This window comes from Sphingomonas albertensis, assembly GCF_014358075.1.
GTDB classification, from domain to species: domain Bacteria; phylum Pseudomonadota; class Alphaproteobacteria; order Sphingomonadales; family Sphingomonadaceae; genus Sphingomonas; species Sphingomonas albertensis.
Genome location: NZ_JACONT010000029.1, coordinates 1 through 14,686 on the forward strand (window position 1 = coordinate 1; position 14,686 = coordinate 14,686).

10 protein-coding genes are annotated in these 14,686 nt (G+C 66.8%); 6 read left to right on the forward strand and 4 right to left on the reverse strand.

All coding sequences use genetic code 11. From position 1 onward, the window contains the following. Window positions 1–26: 26 nt before the first annotated feature. Window positions 27–581: a fasciclin domain-containing protein gene (locus tag H8S47_RS13115; protein ID WP_187504295.1), complete on the reverse strand. Its 555-nt coding sequence runs from the start codon at window positions 579–581 to the stop codon at window positions 27–29. Between the two features lie 332 nt (window positions 582–913). Between H8S47_RS13115 and H8S47_RS13120 the strand changes: the two genes are divergently transcribed. The 6 genes from H8S47_RS13120 (at window position 914) to H8S47_RS13145 (ending at window position 10,601) form a co-directional block, all read left to right on the forward strand. Then, window positions 914–1,813: a hydrogen peroxide-inducible genes activator gene (locus H8S47_RS13120; protein ID WP_187504296.1), complete on the forward strand. Its 900-nt coding sequence runs from the start codon at window positions 914–916 to the stop codon at window positions 1,811–1,813. 88 nt (window positions 1,814–1,901) lie between these two features. Next, window positions 1,902–3,587 (forward strand): ABC transporter transmembrane domain-containing protein, encoded by a 1,686-nt coding sequence (locus H8S47_RS13125; protein WP_187504297.1) that lies wholly within the window; start codon window positions 1,902–1,904, stop codon window positions 3,585–3,587. Then, the gene (locus H8S47_RS13130) at window positions 3,577–4,668 is read left to right on the forward strand and encodes an efflux RND transporter periplasmic adaptor subunit (protein ID WP_187504298.1); all 1,092 of its coding nucleotides are present in this window, start codon (window positions 3,577–3,579) and stop codon (window positions 4,666–4,668) included. The genes H8S47_RS13125 and H8S47_RS13130 overlap by 11 nt, the downstream gene beginning before the upstream one ends. A 5-nt stretch (window positions 4,669–4,673) precedes the next feature. Further along, window positions 4,674–6,071, forward strand: a complete 1,398-nt coding sequence (locus tag H8S47_RS13135) for a TolC family protein (protein ID WP_187504299.1) — start codon at window positions 4,674–4,676, stop codon at window positions 6,069–6,071. A 275-nt stretch (window positions 6,072–6,346) separates the two neighbouring features. Then, window positions 6,347–8,986: a TonB-dependent receptor gene (locus tag H8S47_RS13140; RefSeq protein WP_187504300.1), complete on the forward strand. Its 2,640-nt coding sequence runs from the start codon at window positions 6,347–6,349 to the stop codon at window positions 8,984–8,986. Window positions 8,987–9,008: 22 nt separating this feature from the next. After that, window positions 9,009–10,601: an alkaline phosphatase D family protein gene (locus tag H8S47_RS13145; RefSeq protein ID WP_187504301.1), complete on the forward strand. Its 1,593-nt coding sequence runs from the start codon at window positions 9,009–9,011 to the stop codon at window positions 10,599–10,601. Window positions 10,602–10,666: 65 nt separating this feature from the next. On the opposite strand, the gene H8S47_RS13150 is transcribed toward H8S47_RS13145, so the two are convergent. The 3 genes from H8S47_RS13150 to H8S47_RS13160 are packed head-to-tail and all read right to left on the reverse strand — an operon-like array spanning window position 10,667 to window position 14,678. Then, window positions 10,667–12,904 carry a molybdopterin cofactor-binding domain-containing protein gene (locus tag H8S47_RS13150; protein WP_187504302.1) on the reverse strand — a complete coding sequence of 746 codons (2,238 nt, stop codon included), beginning with the start codon at window positions 12,902–12,904 and terminating at the stop codon, window positions 10,667–10,669. Next, the gene (locus H8S47_RS13155) at window positions 12,901–13,392 is read right to left on the reverse strand and encodes a (2Fe-2S)-binding protein (protein WP_187504303.1); all 492 of its coding nucleotides are present in this window, start codon (window positions 13,390–13,392) and stop codon (window positions 12,901–12,903) included. Before H8S47_RS13155 ends, H8S47_RS13150 begins: the two co-directional genes overlap by 4 nt. Continuing rightward, window positions 13,389–14,678, reverse strand: coding sequence for a cytochrome c (locus tag H8S47_RS13160; RefSeq protein ID WP_187504304.1), 1,290 nt, complete (start codon window positions 14,676–14,678; stop codon window positions 13,389–13,391). Before H8S47_RS13160 ends, H8S47_RS13155 begins: the two co-directional genes overlap by 4 nt. Window positions 14,679–14,686 lie beyond the last annotated feature (8 nt).

The window sequence follows — 14,686 nt, forward strand, 5'->3', positions numbered from 1 at the left end:
CACGAAACGCTTCAGGGCATCGATCTTCAGGGCATCAAGACGGTGTCGACGACGTGTACCACACCGTTCGACTGCATCACGTCTGCCGTCGTTACGGTCGACTTGCCACCCTTGGCGTCGGTCAGCACGATCTTGCCACCGGAAACGCGTGCCGTCAGAGCCTCGCCCTGCACGGTGGTGAGCGTCGCCTTGCCGCCCCCAGCCTTGATCGCCGCCAGCGCCGCCTTTGCCGTGATCGTCCCCGGCACGACGTGATAGGTCAGGACACCGGCAAGCTGAGCCTTGTTCTCCGGCTTCAAGAGCGTCGGCACCGTGCCGGCGGGTAGCTTCGAAAAGGCCGCGTTCGTGGGTGCGAACACCGTGAACGGGCCAGGACCAGACAGGGTCTCGACCAGATCCGCGGCCTTCACCGCGGCCACAAGCGTGCTCAGGTTGCTCGCGGCGGACGCATTCTGGACGATCGTCTTGCTTGCATACATGGCGGCGCCGCCAACCTTCGGGTTAGCCGCCACCGCAATAACCGGCACCGATACCGATAGGGCTAAGCAAACGCCCAATGTGCGCGCGATCCGTGATGTCATGTTGATTTCTCCTAGCGTCATACACCCCCGCTTGCTCGCCACCGACAAGCTTTCGGGACCCTGAAACGACAGGCTTGGAGTAAAACCACACCCCCACTTGGGGGCGCGACATGCCTCTCTGTCGCTCCGTTGCGGTGTTTTGCTACTCGACGTGCGGCAAGCAATACGGACTAAGGGATAGGTTCGACCTAGCAAGGGTACGAAGACATCGATTGATCACGAGACGACGACGTTGGCGGCGACGGGATGTGGGACAGGCGCGCAACGGGAAGCACGGCCGATCGCTTCCAAATTTCTTTGCCGGCGCCTGATCCAGCGGGATAGCGTACATGATGGCTCGACTCAAAACCACGATTCGCCAACTCAGCTATTTCGTTGCGCTTGCCGAAGAAGGCAGCTTCACGCGGGCCGCCGAACGCATGGGCATTTCGCAGCCTTCGCTGTCGCAACAGATCCGCATCCTCGAAACGATCGTCGGCACCACGTTGTTCGAGCGGGGCGGACCCGCCATCCTGACCCCGCTCGGGCGGGATCTGCTCGACAAGGCGCGGCGCATCCTCCTCGATGTCGCCGATCTCGAAGACTTCGGGACGACATCGAGCGATCCGTTGATCGGCACGATCCGGCTCGGCGTGTCGCCGACGCTGGGCGCCTATCTGTTGCCCGGCCTCGTCGCGCGCCTGCACCGCGAGCATCCGGCACTCCGGGTCCATGTCCGCGAAGGCCTGCCGACCGCACTCGCGTCCGGGCTTGCCAGTGGCATCCACGATCTGATCCTGGCGCAACTCCCCGTGCCGGGCGGCGCGTTTCACAGCGAACGGCTGTTTCGCGAGCCGCTGTACGTCGCGATGGCAACCGATCATCCGCTCGGTGCCAAGGCGATCATTGCCCCCGCCGATCTGCGCGGTGCCAATTTGCTGACCCTGCTGCCCGAATATCGGCTTTCCGAGCAGATCGCGGCGATCGCCGCCGATGTCGAGGCAACGGTCTTGCGCGATTACGAAGGCACCAGCCTCGACGCGATCCGGCAGATGGCGGGCATGAACATGGGGCTCGCCTTGTTGCCCGAACTCTATGTCCGGCAGGAAATTCGAGAGGGTGACGATGTCACGGTCAGGCCGATCAAGGGTGGCCGCTATTACCGGGAGATCGGCCTTTTGTGGCGACAGGGCGCAGGGCGAGCACCTGCCTATGGCCTGATTGCCGATCTGTTACGCGCCGTCGGCCCATAGGCAAATCCTATCGAAGAGATAGGCACCGCTGCCTTGCTCCAATGCAAAGGACCGGCGATCCTTGTATCAAGTGAGGTGCGAGGGTCGGATGGCGAGCGAACATATCGGATGGCGGGCGGCATCGGGCTGGCTCGCGGAGATCGTCGGGCCGGACATGCCCTATGTCCGCCTCGCGATGGTATATGGCGTGGCGATCAGCCTGTTGTCGCTCGCCACGCCGATCTCGGTCCAGCTACTGATCAACAGCGTCGCCAATACCGCGATGCCGGCGCCGCTCTGGACGCTCGCGGGGTTGCTGCTGGGGCTGCTGCTGGTGGTCGCAGGGCTGAGCGCGATGCGGTTCTGGATGATGGCGTTGTTCGAGCGACGGCTGTTCGCGCGCATCGTCGCCGAGATCACCGTCCGCGCGGTCCATGCGCAGAACCCGTTCTTCGCGGATCAGAACCGCGGCGACCTGTTCAACCGCTATTTCGATCTCGTGGTGGTGCAGAAAGCCGTGCCGAGCCTGGTCATCGGCGGGTTCACGATCATCCTGCAATCCGCGGTCGGGCTGATCGTCACCAGCTTCTACCACCCGTTCTTCCTCGGCTTCAACGCGCTGCTGCTGCTCGTCATCCTGGCCATCTGGATGATCTGGTCGCGCGGCTCGATCCGCTCCGCGGTCCAGCTCAGCCATGCCAAACACGACGCTGCGCGCTGGCTCGAAAGCGTCGGCGGATCGAACGGCTTCTATAAATCGAGCCGTCATTTCGACTTCGCGATGGACCGATCGGAGGCGGTCACTGCGACCTATGTCGACCGGCATCGCCGCTATTTCCGCTACAGTTTCACCCAGACCGTCGCATTCCTGCTGCTCTATGCCTTTGCGAGTGCGGCGCTGCTCGCGCTTGGCGGCAATCTGATCCTGCGCGGCGAGCTGTCGATCGGGCAGTTGGTCGCCGCCGAGCTGATCCTCAGCGGCGTCTTCTACGGCGTGTCGCAGCTCGGCTGGTATCTCGACTCGTTTTACGATCTCGTCGCGAGCGCGGAGGAATTGTCGCTGCTCTACGCGATCCCGCAGGAGGATGCGGTGCGGACGTCCGGCAAGGCGCCTGGCGATGGCGCGGTGCGTCTCGACGGCGTGGTGACCAAGGGCGCCCGGTTCGATTTCACGCTCGCGGCGGGCGAACAGCTCGTCATGCGGGCCGATGGCGACGCCGAGCGGCAGCTGGCGATGGTGCTCAAGCGCCATGTCGTGCCCGAGCGCGGGCTGGTGACGGTGGGCGGCGCCGACATGGCGACGTTCGACATGTATCTGCTGCGCTCCGAGGTGATGGTGCTCGACCGGCCGACGATCGTCGAGGTGACGATTCGCGACTATCTGACGCTCGCCGCCGCGGATGCCGATGCGACGGCCATGCTCGAGGTGCTCGAGACAGTCGGCTTGCGGCAGCGCGTCGCCGCCCTGCCGCATGGGCTGGATACCCCGCTCGCGGCATCGGGCTATCCGCTGTCGATCGGCGAGGTCATGGCGCTGAAGCTCGCCAACGCATTGCTCGTACGGCCGCATGTGCTGCTGCTGTCCCAGCTCTATGACCTGATCCCGACCGATCGGCTGGCCGAGGTGTTGCGCCGGCTCAAGACGAGCGGGACGACGGTGTTGCTGAGCACGGGGCGCCCCGAGGACATCGTGCTCGATGGCTGGTTCCATCTCGAACCCGATCGGCAACGCCGCTTCCCCGATTGTACGGCGCTGATCGCGGCGACGCAGCAGGAGGCCGGCCATGCCGTATAAGCCCGATCGCATCGCGCATTTCCCGACCCTGGCGGGCATGCGCGCGCCACGGATCGCGACGACGATCGCCTGGATGCTGGTGCTCGGGATCGCCAGCGCCGCAGCGATCATGCTGCTCGTACCGTGGTTGCAGACCGCCAACGGCACGGGACAGGTCGTCGCGCTCGATCCCGGCGATCGTCAACAACAGGTGACCGCGCTCGTCCCCGGCCGGGTCGATCGCTGGTACGTGCAGGACGGCCAGCACGTCGAGCGCGGCGATCCGATCGCCCGCGTGGCCGATCTCGATCCCGACCTGCTGTCGCGGCTCGCCGCCGAGCGCGCGCAGGTGCAGGCCGAGATCGCCGCGATCCAGCAGAGCCGCGCGGTCGCGGGCATCGACGTCGCGCGCACCGGGCAGTTGCTCGCCGAAGGTCTCGCCGCGCGCCGCGACTATGAGCAGACCCAGATCAAGGTCGCCGACGCCGGCGCCAAGCTTGCCGAGTCGCGCGCGAAGCTCAACCGGATCGACATCCAGCTCAACCGCCAGTCTGCCCAGCTCGTGCGCGCGCCCCGCGACGGCCGCGTCCAGCAGCTGAACGCGGCTAGCGGCAGCGCGCTGGTGTCGCCCGGCACGGTGCTGGCGGTGATCGCCCCGGAACGCGTCGAGCGCGCGGTCGAACTGTATGTCGATGGCCGCGACATGCCCGTGATCCGGCCGGGTCGCCCGGTCCGGCTGGAGTTCGAAGGCTGGCCCGCGATCCAGTTCAGCGGCTGGCCTTCGGTCGCGCAAGGGATGTTCGACGGGCGCGTCCGGATGATCGATCCGAATGCGGCCCCCGACGGGACGTTCCGCATCTTGGTCGAACCACGGCCGGGCAAACCGGGCTGGCCGACCGATGCATTCGTCCGCCCCGGCGGGAAGGTGCGCGGCTGGGTGCAGGGCGAAACGGTTCGCGTCGGCTATGAGATATGGCGCCAGCTCAACGACTTCCCGCTGGAATTCGGCCGGCGCGGGGCGGCGGCGCTCACCGCGCAACCCAAGGCGCCAGCCAAGGCTGGCGGCGACGATGCGGCCAAGGACGGGGACGCCAAGAAGTGAAGCGGATGATCGCCATTCTGCTCGTGGTGCTGTGCCCCGTAGTCGCGTCCGCGCAAGTCGCGCCGCTGACGCTCGACGAGGTGCTGCGATCGTCCGCGCTTTCGGCGCCGCAGATCGTCGAGGCGCTCGCCAAGGTGCGGCAGGCTGACGGGAAAGCCTTGTCCGCCGAGGGGGCGTTCGACACCGTGTTCGACGTCGATTCGAAGGCGCGCGTCGCTGGCTATTATGACGGCACCGTCGTCGAGGGCCGGGCGACGCGACCGCTGACCGGCAATGGCGGCTATGTCTATGGCGGCTATCGCGCGTCGCGTGGCACGTTCCCGGTCTATGAGGACCAGGCCTATACAAACAAGCTGGGCGAGGCGAAGGTCGGCGCGCTGTTCGCGCTGCTGCGCGACCGGGTGATCGACGAGCGCCGCGCGAGGCGGACCATCGCCGGCACCGAGATCGACGTCGCGCGGTTCGAGGCGGACATGGTCGCGATCGGCGTGCAGCGGCGCGCGGTCGACGCCTACCAGGCCTGGGTCGCGGCGGGCTTGCGCCTGCGCGCCTATCGCGACCTGTTGCAGCTCGCCGAGCAGCGCCGCAGCGCGATCGGCCGGCTGGTGACGCTGGGCGCACGGCCCGAGATCCTGCTCGTCGAGAACGACCAGAACCTCGTCCGGCGTCGCGCGCTGGCGGTGCGCGCGGAACAGGATGTCGCGGCCGCCGCCAATGCGCTGTCGCTCTATCTGCGCGACGAGGCAGGCGCGCCCGTGACGGTATCGGACGACCGCATGCCGGCAGATGCCGGCGCGTTGGCGGCGCTGGCCGTCGCGAAGACCCGGACGGGGCCGGTCGAGCGCCCCGATTACCGCGCGGTGCTCGCGCGGATCGACCAGGCGACGTCGCGGCTGATCCTGGCGGAGAACGACCTGTCGCCGCGGCTCGACCTGCGCGGCGAGGTCGGCAAGGATGTCGGCCCGGTCGGTCTCGGCGGGCCCAACCGGACGCCGCTGGAGGCCGCGGTCGGATTCAAGTTCAGCGTCCCGTTGCAGAACCGCGCCGCCAAGGGTCGCGTCGCCGAGGCCCGTGCAGAGATCGACGCACTCGGCCAGCGCAGCCGTTTCCTGCGCGACCAGATCGGCGTGGAGGTCCAGGGGATCGTCATCGCGGTGAATGCTGCCGAACGCCTCGCGGCGATCGCCGACAAGGAGCGCCAGCTTGCCGACCGACTGGCCAATGCCGAGCGCCGTCGGTTCGAACTGGGATCGGCCGACTTCTTCCTGGTCAACCAGCGCGAGGAGACTGCCACCGACGCACGCGTCCGCTTGGTCGATGCACAAGCGCGCATCGCATCCGCCCGTGCCGAGCTGGCCGCTGCGACCGCCGATCGAGCAGCGCTGAAGCTAAGCCAGGAATAGCGATATGCACAGGTCTGCGTAAAATCGGAAATGGCGCCAACCGAGGCCGAGACGAGCGTGTCTCACGCCGCCCGATGTCAGCCGTGGTCTAAACTTCACGCCTTATCCGAAATAGGCCGACCGTCATAAAACGTCAGCATAACTGACGCGCTTCTGTCGCTGCGGCAGCATAAGCGCGGCAGTCGAGGCCGTAGAACGGTCTTGTGCAAGGGCAGAGCCCACCTTCCCGTGTCCGGGACGCCGCTCTGCTCGTCCCTGTCGGAGATGCTGGCCCAATGTCGTTTCTTTCGCCCGCCCGGCGCGTCCGCCTCATCGCGTCCGCCGCGTGTACGCTCCCGCTGCTTTTCGTCGCCAGTGCCGCAAACGCCGAGGACCCGACCGCCGATCCCGACCAGACCAAGTCCGATATCGTCGTCATGGGCGAACGCGCGATCCGATCCGACAAGGAACAGTCGACGTCGGTCCGCGATTCGATCGTTTACGACGATCTCGAGACGCTGTCCGCCGACGGGAGCGTCGCCGGCCAGTTGATCCTGCTGCCCGGGATCAGCGCGATCGAGGACGGCGATGCGCCGCGCTTCGTCAGCATCCGCGGCATCTCGCCCGATCTCAACCAAACCACGATCGACGGGATCACCCTCGCCACGATCGGCAATGACGGCGAAGGCTCGCGCAAGGTCAACCTCCAGCAGATCCCGTCCGAACTCTCCTTCCACAACGACGTCTACAAGACCTTCACCGCCGAGCAGGACGGCGCGGCGATCGGCGGCATCGTCGACGTCGTCACGCGCAGCGCCTTCGCGCTGAAGCGACGCTATGTGATGATCGACGGCTACGGCATCTATTCGTCGTTCAAGGGCGATGGCGGCAGCAACGCCGGCAATGGCAGCACGCCGCATTTCGGCGGCGGCGGCAAGATGGTGTTCGCGGACAAGTTCGGTGCGGGCGACCAGTTCGGCGTGGTCCTGTCGGCGCGGTATGAAAACCGCATCCGCAACTCGCGCAAATGGTGGCAGGATACCAAATATTACTTCAGCGACGCCGGCAAGAAGCTGGCGGGGCCGGACGATCCCGCGTGGAACGGCATCGCCGTGCCCTACAACCACAGCTATGGCAGCTACACCAACCGCCTCCAGACCGCGGGCAGCTCGGCGAAGTTCGAATGGCGCCCGCTCGGCACCGATATCTATGCGTCGCTGCTCGGGTTCAATTATCGTCAGTGGGAATCCTCGACGATGAACAAGAACGATTTCTACACCAAGAATGCGGTCAGCGATCTCACCGCGGAGGGCGGCGGATCGGACATCAACAGCATCTATTCGCGCTATCGCTACGATACCTGGAACAAGGCGACCGTCGGCGCGATCGGAAATGTCGAATGGCACGACGACCGCTCGTCGCTGCGCGTTCGCGGCGGCTATACGCGCGCCAGATACGACAATACGCAGCCCTATATCGGCGTTCGGACGTATCCGACCGGGCTTTCGCTGGACTGGGCCGCGGGAAACGACGGTAATGGTGGCCTGCCGTACGTCACCGGGATCAACAAGCCCGGCATGGTGATCGGGTCGCCCTACAAGCTCAGCACCGCACAGACGACCTACCGCATGGCCAACGAGGGGCTGGCGAATGCGCGCGTCGACTATGGCTGGAACGCCGAGCCCGAAGATCGCGGCTTCGGGTTCGTCACCGGCATCGAATTCCGCAACCTCGAACTGTCGCGCAACGTCGACATGACCGAATACAAGCTCGGCCAGGCGATGAACGATTATCTCTATGATCCCGGCTATGTACCGGTCGGCGCACCGCAATCCTTCCCCTGGGTCGATTACGCGCGGGTGAAGAGCGAGCTGTGGCCCAAGTTCGTCAAGGACGTGCCCAATTCGACCTATGACAGCATCACCGGCGACTATCGCTATACCGAACGGCTGGTAACGCCGTATCTGTCGCTCCATTACGCCACCGACGACACCACGCTGGTCGCTGGCGTCCGCTACGACCACACGCGCTTTTCCGCGTTCCAGCCGACGATCACCGGCGGCACGGCGTCGGCGGTGATGACGCGAAGCAAGGGCGGGTACCAGTATCTGCTGCCGTCGTTTACCGGCATCCAGGACTTCGCCGGCGGCAAGAAGCTGCGGTTCTCGTACAGCCGTACGCTCGGGCGCCCGACGCCCGGCAACATCGCCCAGCCGGAATCGCTCAATTGCGGCGACGAGGACAGCGGCGGCGCGGATTGCTCGATCAGCCGCGGCAATCCCGACCTTCGCCCACGCCGATCGGACAATCTCGATGTCCAGTTCGAGCAGTATTTCCACAAGGACGGCATCATCTCGCTAGGTGCCTTCGCAAAGTGGATCAAGGACGACATCTTCACGCTGACCACGACGCAGCTGATCGACGACGTCAACTACCGCGTCCGCCAGCCGCTCAATGCGGACAGCTCGCGGCTCTACGGCGTGGAGTTCCAGGCGGCCGATCATGACGTCAACCTGTTCGGTCAGCGGATCGATCCGTTCTTCAACGCGACCTGGCTGAAGGGCCGGATGTCGATCACCAGCGATGCCGGGACGCGGTCGCTAGACCGGCTGATCTATCAGCCGAAATGGATCGTCAACGGCGGTGCCACGCTGCGCCTGCCCGCGATCGACGGGGCGTTTCGCGCCACCGTCACGCACCGCGGCAGCTACATGGAGGGCATCGGCGAGACCGCGCAGGACGACAACGGCCGCGCCGAACTGACCACCGTCAACCTCGGGCTGTGGCACCGCGTGACGAAACACGTGACGTTCAAATACGAGATCACCAACCTGCTCAACGACCAGCCGAAGTTCCTGGTCGGCAACGGCCTTCGCTACGTCAGCGAAGTCGACGACTATGGCCAGGGTGCCTTTTTCCACATCATGCTGCGCTGATAAGCCGAACGGAGTCACGACCATGTACGAAGTCGACCGCCGCTATCTTCTGTCCGCGCTGGGGAGCCTGACCGCCGCCGGTCTGCTGCCGTGGCGCGCCGGTGCCGCCGAGGTGCGCCCGCGCAACCTGATCGAGGACCCGCGCTTTCCGACTCCGCCGTTCACGCTGGGTGTAGCGGCCGGCGATCCGGATGCCTCGGGCTTCGTCATCTGGACCCGGCTCGCCCCGCTGCCGCTTCAACCGGATGGCGGGATGATGATGGCCCCGGTGCTAGTCGCATGGGAGGTCGCCGCCGACCCCGACTTCCGCCAGGTGCTCCAGCGCGGCGAGACGATCGCGCACCCTGAGCTGGCGCATTCGGTGCACGTCGAAGTCGCCGGGCTCGCCCCCGCGCGGCCCTATTGGTATCGCTTCACCTGCGGCGGCGAGCGCAGCGCCGCCGGGCGCGGCGCCACCCTGCCCCCGCCCGGCGCACCGCTCGACCGCGTGCGCTTCGCGGTCGCCGGGTGCCAGCATTACGAGGAAGGCTATTACACCGCGTGGCGGCACATCGCCGCCGAGCCGATCGACTTCGTGTTCCACTACGGCGATTACATCTACGAGGGCCCCGATCGCGGCGAACAGCCGCGTGGCGCCAAGAAGCCGCTGGTCCGCCGCCATCTCGGCCACGAGATCTATTCGATCGGCGATTACCGCCAGCGCTACGCGCAATATAAGAGCGACCCCGATCTGCAGGCCGCGCACGCCGCCGCGCCGTGGTTCGTCAGCTTCGACGACCACGAGATCGACAATAACTGGGCCGGCGACATCGATCAGGACAATACCGCGCCCAAGGTGTTCCGCACACGCCGCGCGATGGCGATGCAGGCCTATTACGAACATATGCCGCTGCGCCGCTCGTCGATGCCCGACGGATCGCACATGCAGATGTATCGCGGCGCGCGCTTCGGCGACCTGATGGACGCTTTCTTCCTCGATACGCGGCAATATCGCTCCGATCAGGTGTACGGCGATCGTGATGCGGCGCAAGGACCGGACGCGTTCGCGACCGACCGGTCGATCACCGGCGCCCCGCAGGAAGCGTGGCTGTTCAAGGGGCTCGATCGTTCCAAGGCACGCTGGAACCTGATCGCGCAGCAGGTCTGTCTGATGAACCTGAACTATCACAAGGCAGGGCAGCCCGAGCAGTTGGTCTCGATGGACCAATGGTCGGGCTATATGAACAGCCGCCGCCGCCTGCTCGCGCACATCGACGCGCATTGCCCGGGCAACGTGATGACCGTCAGCGGCGACGCGCACCGTCATTATGCCGGCGACCTGATCCAGGACCATGGCAACGGCAAAGTCATCAGCAGCGAATATCTCGCGACCTCGATCAGTTCGGGTGCCGACGGTGTGGGCGAGAATGATGATTATACCCGCTCGTCGCGCGCGGAAAATCCGAACCTCAAGGCGCTGATCGACAAGCGTGGCTATGTGCTGTGCGATATCGCGCGCGACGCGTGGCGCGGCGACCTGAAGGTCCTCGACACGATCGCGACGCGCAACGGAACGCTGACGACGCACGCAAGCTTCGTCACCGAGCGCGGCAAGCCGGGCTTGCAGCGCGCTTGATCCGTGCGCGCGGGCCGACAGGCGAAGTCCTTTCGTGAGTGCTGCCCGCCAGCCCGCTGCGACCTCTAGACGTCCGACGCTCGTTCGCGCGACGATGGCGGATTGATCAACGGCATGCTTCTCGGTCGCACCCCGATGGCGGCGGTAAGCGCGTTGGCGAGTGCCGCGGCGGTCGGGCCTTGCGCGCACTCGCCCGTGCCGAGGAACGGCATGCCCGGACGGTCGATCACCTCCACGCTAACGCTGCGCGGCACATCGGCGAAGCGGAGTATCGGATAGGTGCTCCAGTCGTAATCGGTCCGGCGTGCACCGTCATGGCCAGCCGTCTCGATCGCGGTCCAGCTCAGCGACTGGACGATCCCGCCCTCGACCTGGTTGCGGATCCCGTCCGGATTGACCGCCTCGCCGCTGTCCACCGCAACAACCGCGCGATGGACGATCAGCCGCCCCTCGTCGGGGATACGCTCGACATCGAGCGCGACCGCGCAATAGGCCCCGTGGTTCTTGTAGCGCGCGAAGGCGAACCCCCGCCCGCGATTGGGTGCGGGTCGGTATCGTCCCCAGCCGAACCGGTCCGCCGCGCGTCGGATCACTGCGACTGCGCGCGGATCGTCGAGATGCGCCAGTCGGAACGCGACCGGATCGCGCCCCGCCGCAGCCGCCAGTTCGTCCATGAAGCTTTCGAGCGCGAAGATGTTCAGGTGCGCGCCGAGCCCCCGCAACGCCGAGACGCGCACCGGCATGTCCGGCAGGAAATGGCTGACGATGGTCTGGTTCGGAAAACGATAGAGCGGAATGGCATTGCGGTCGCCGCCGCCATTCGGCTGCGGGATCGGCTTGGGTGGCGTCGGCGTGAAGGGCGGCACCATTTCGACGCCGGCGAGGAGATCGCCGGCTGCCGTTGGGCGGGTGCTGTGCGTGTTGCTCCACACCTGATGCCGCCAGTCGACGATCCGCCCCGACGCATCCAGCGCCGCATCGACTTGCGCGAGCATCGCCGGGCCGAGCGGTTCCCAGCCATGTTCCTGCTCGCGGCTCCATTGCAGTCGCACGGGCACGCCGGGCATCGCGCGCGCGATCAGTGCGACGTCGCCCGCGACGTCGTCGGCACCGTTATGCCCGTAGCAGCCCGCTCCCTCGCGGTGGACGCAGCGGATGCGATCGACCGGCATCGCAAGGAGTTCGGCGATCGCCTGGCGCAACGGCTCGACGCCCTGGCTGTGCGTCCAGACCGTCAGTCGGCCCTCCTCGAAAAGCGCCACGGCACAGGATGGTCCTATCGCGCCGTGCATCAGATAAGGGCGGTCGTAGCGCGCCGACAGCCGCCGGATGCCGCGCGCCGCGGGATCGTCGCGACGCGTGTCGATCACTTGGGTTTCGCGGCGCATGGCCAACAGTCCCGCCGGCATGGGCGGTAGCGCCGGCACCGCGGCATCGCGCACCCAGCGGCCACGATTAGCGACCCGCAACGCCTGCTCGAGCGGCCATTCGCGCGGTCCGACGATCGCTGCGAACCGCCCTACCTCCACGACTTTGGCGACGCCAGATTGCCGACGCAGCGCGGCAAGGTCGGGCGTCAGTCGCGTGCCGGACGAGGGACCGCGCAGCACACGGGCGTGCACCATGCCGGGCAGCACCATGTCGTGCACATAACTCGGCAAGCCGGTCAGCTTGGCGGGCAGGTCGACGCGCGGCACCGACCGGCCGATCAGCCGCCGCGCCGCCAGACGCTTGCGCGGCACGTCGGCGCGTGCACGCACGGCCAGCGACGTCGACGCAGCGAGTTCGGCATAGGTCGCGCGCCGTCCCTGCCCGTCGAGTACGGCGCCGTCGCGGGTGAACAGCGTGGTCGCGGCCACGCCCCACTGCGTCGCCGCGGTCTCTGCCAGCAACAGCCGGACGTTGGCGGCGGCGTTGGCGATCGCGGTGCCGCTCTGCTCGAGCGTCTGACTACCTGCGGTCACGCCCTCGTTAGGGGTCAGGGCGGTATCCGCGGTGATGAGATCGACCCGTTCGATCGCCACGTCGAGTTCGTCGGCGGCCACTTGCGCCATCGCGGTCTTCACGCCGGTCCCGAGTTCGACCTTGCCCGTGAACACCGTCACGCGACCATTCGGTGCAATGCGGATCCAGGCGTCGAGATCGGGAAACTTTGCCAAGGTCCCCGGCAGATCGGGCGCAACGGTCGGGGGGCCGCCACTGCCCTCGCCGCCGCCGGTCTGTGCCAGCGCGGCCGCCGGCGCGAGCGAGAATGCAACCAGCAGCCCGCCTAGCACATCGCGACGTGACGCCTGCCCGCTCATGTCACCGGTTCCGCGGCATCGACCACCCCGCCGCCGCGCATCGCCGCCGCGCGCCGAACCGCGCGCAAAATCCGCATATGGGTTCCGCACCGACAGAGCGACGGCGCCATCGCCGTCCGCATCTCGTCTTCGGTCGGCGTGGTCGTCTTGCGCAGCAGCGCCTCCGCGCGCGCCATCATCCCGGGGATGCAATAGCCGCATTGCGCCGCCTGCTCGTGGAGGAAGGCGCGCTGGACGTCGCCCGGTTTGTCGGCTGTGCCTAGCCCCTCGACCGTGGTGACTTTGCGCGTCCCGATCGCACCGACCGGCATCAGACAGGAGAATACCGGTCGATCGTCGACCAGCACGGTGCACGCCCCGCACTGCCCCAGCCCGCACCCGAACTTGGCGGCATGGAGATGGAGGTCGTCGCGCAGGACATAGAGCAGCGGAGTGGCGGGATCGACGTCGACCCGCGCCGCCGCCCCGTTGACGGTCAAGTCGATCATTTGCCCTCCTCGCGCGCCTTGGCGACGTCTTTCTCCAGGTCCTTCCAGGCTGGACCGGTGCCATGCCGTGCCTGCAGATACGCCACGATCTCCGCCACCTGACGGTCGTCGAGCGCATCGGCATAGGCCGGCATATAAGGCCCGCGCGCCGAAACCGGCGGATGTAGCCCCTGCAGGATGATCTGGATCGTGTCGCGGGGGTTGTCCTCGTGCAGCGGCGTGCCGAGCGGCAACACCGGGCGCCCCGCGACCGTCATTGCCGCACCCGGCTCGTGGCACACCGCGCAGGCACCCTCGTACAGGCGCGCGCCAATCGGATGCCGCTGCGACGCCGATGCCCGACGATCGGGCAGCGGCGGCTCGACGCGCGCGGCTGGCGCCTCTCGCATCTGCCACGCGTAATAGGTCGCGAGCGCGCGCACATCCGCCGGCGTAGCGCGCGCCAGATTATACGTCACCGGCCCCATCGGCCCGGCGGCTGCGGCATGCGCGGTACTCAGGCCGGTGCGGAAATACGCATCGAGCCGGTCCGCCGTCCATCCCCGAACGGCCGGAGAGCGCGCGTTGATCGGGGGGGCATACCAGCCGCCCAACCACCCGCCATCATAGGCCTCGGGACCACGCTTTTCCTGCTGCAACAGGCCGCGCGGACTATGGCAGGCGGTGCAATGCGCCAGCGTCTCTCCGATGTAGCGCCCCCGGTTCCATGCGGCCGACTGGCGAGGATCGGCTGCGATCGGCTGCGGTCGGAAGAACAGCAGCTTCCAGCCGGCCAGCAAGGGCCGAACGCCGAGCGGCGGGATCATCGTATTGGCCGGCGGCACCACACGCACGGCTGGCCGGGTCATCAGGAACGCGTACAACGCGCCCAGATCGCTGTCCGTCACGTTGGCATAATGGGTATACGGAAAGGCCGGATACAAATGGCTGCCGTCACGTCCCACGCCCTCGCGCATCGCGCGGTTGAACGCAGCCGGTGACCATTTCCCGATTCCCGTCTCCGGGTCAGGCGTGATGTTGCTGCCGTAAACTGTCCCGAACGGCGTCTTGATCGGATAGCCGCCCGCATAGGGACGCTCGCCCGCGGACTGGTGGCAACTAACGCAGTTCCCCAGCCGAGCGAGATTGGCGCCGCGCGCGACCAGCGCCGCATCGAACAACCGCGGATCAGGTCGCGTCACCGCCGCAATAGTTGGTCGGTAGGCGATGATCGCAAAGACCACTATGCCCGCGCACAGCGCAATCGCGGCCCATATGACGGTGCGCGTGATCCCTGACCGCCTCATCCCCCGCT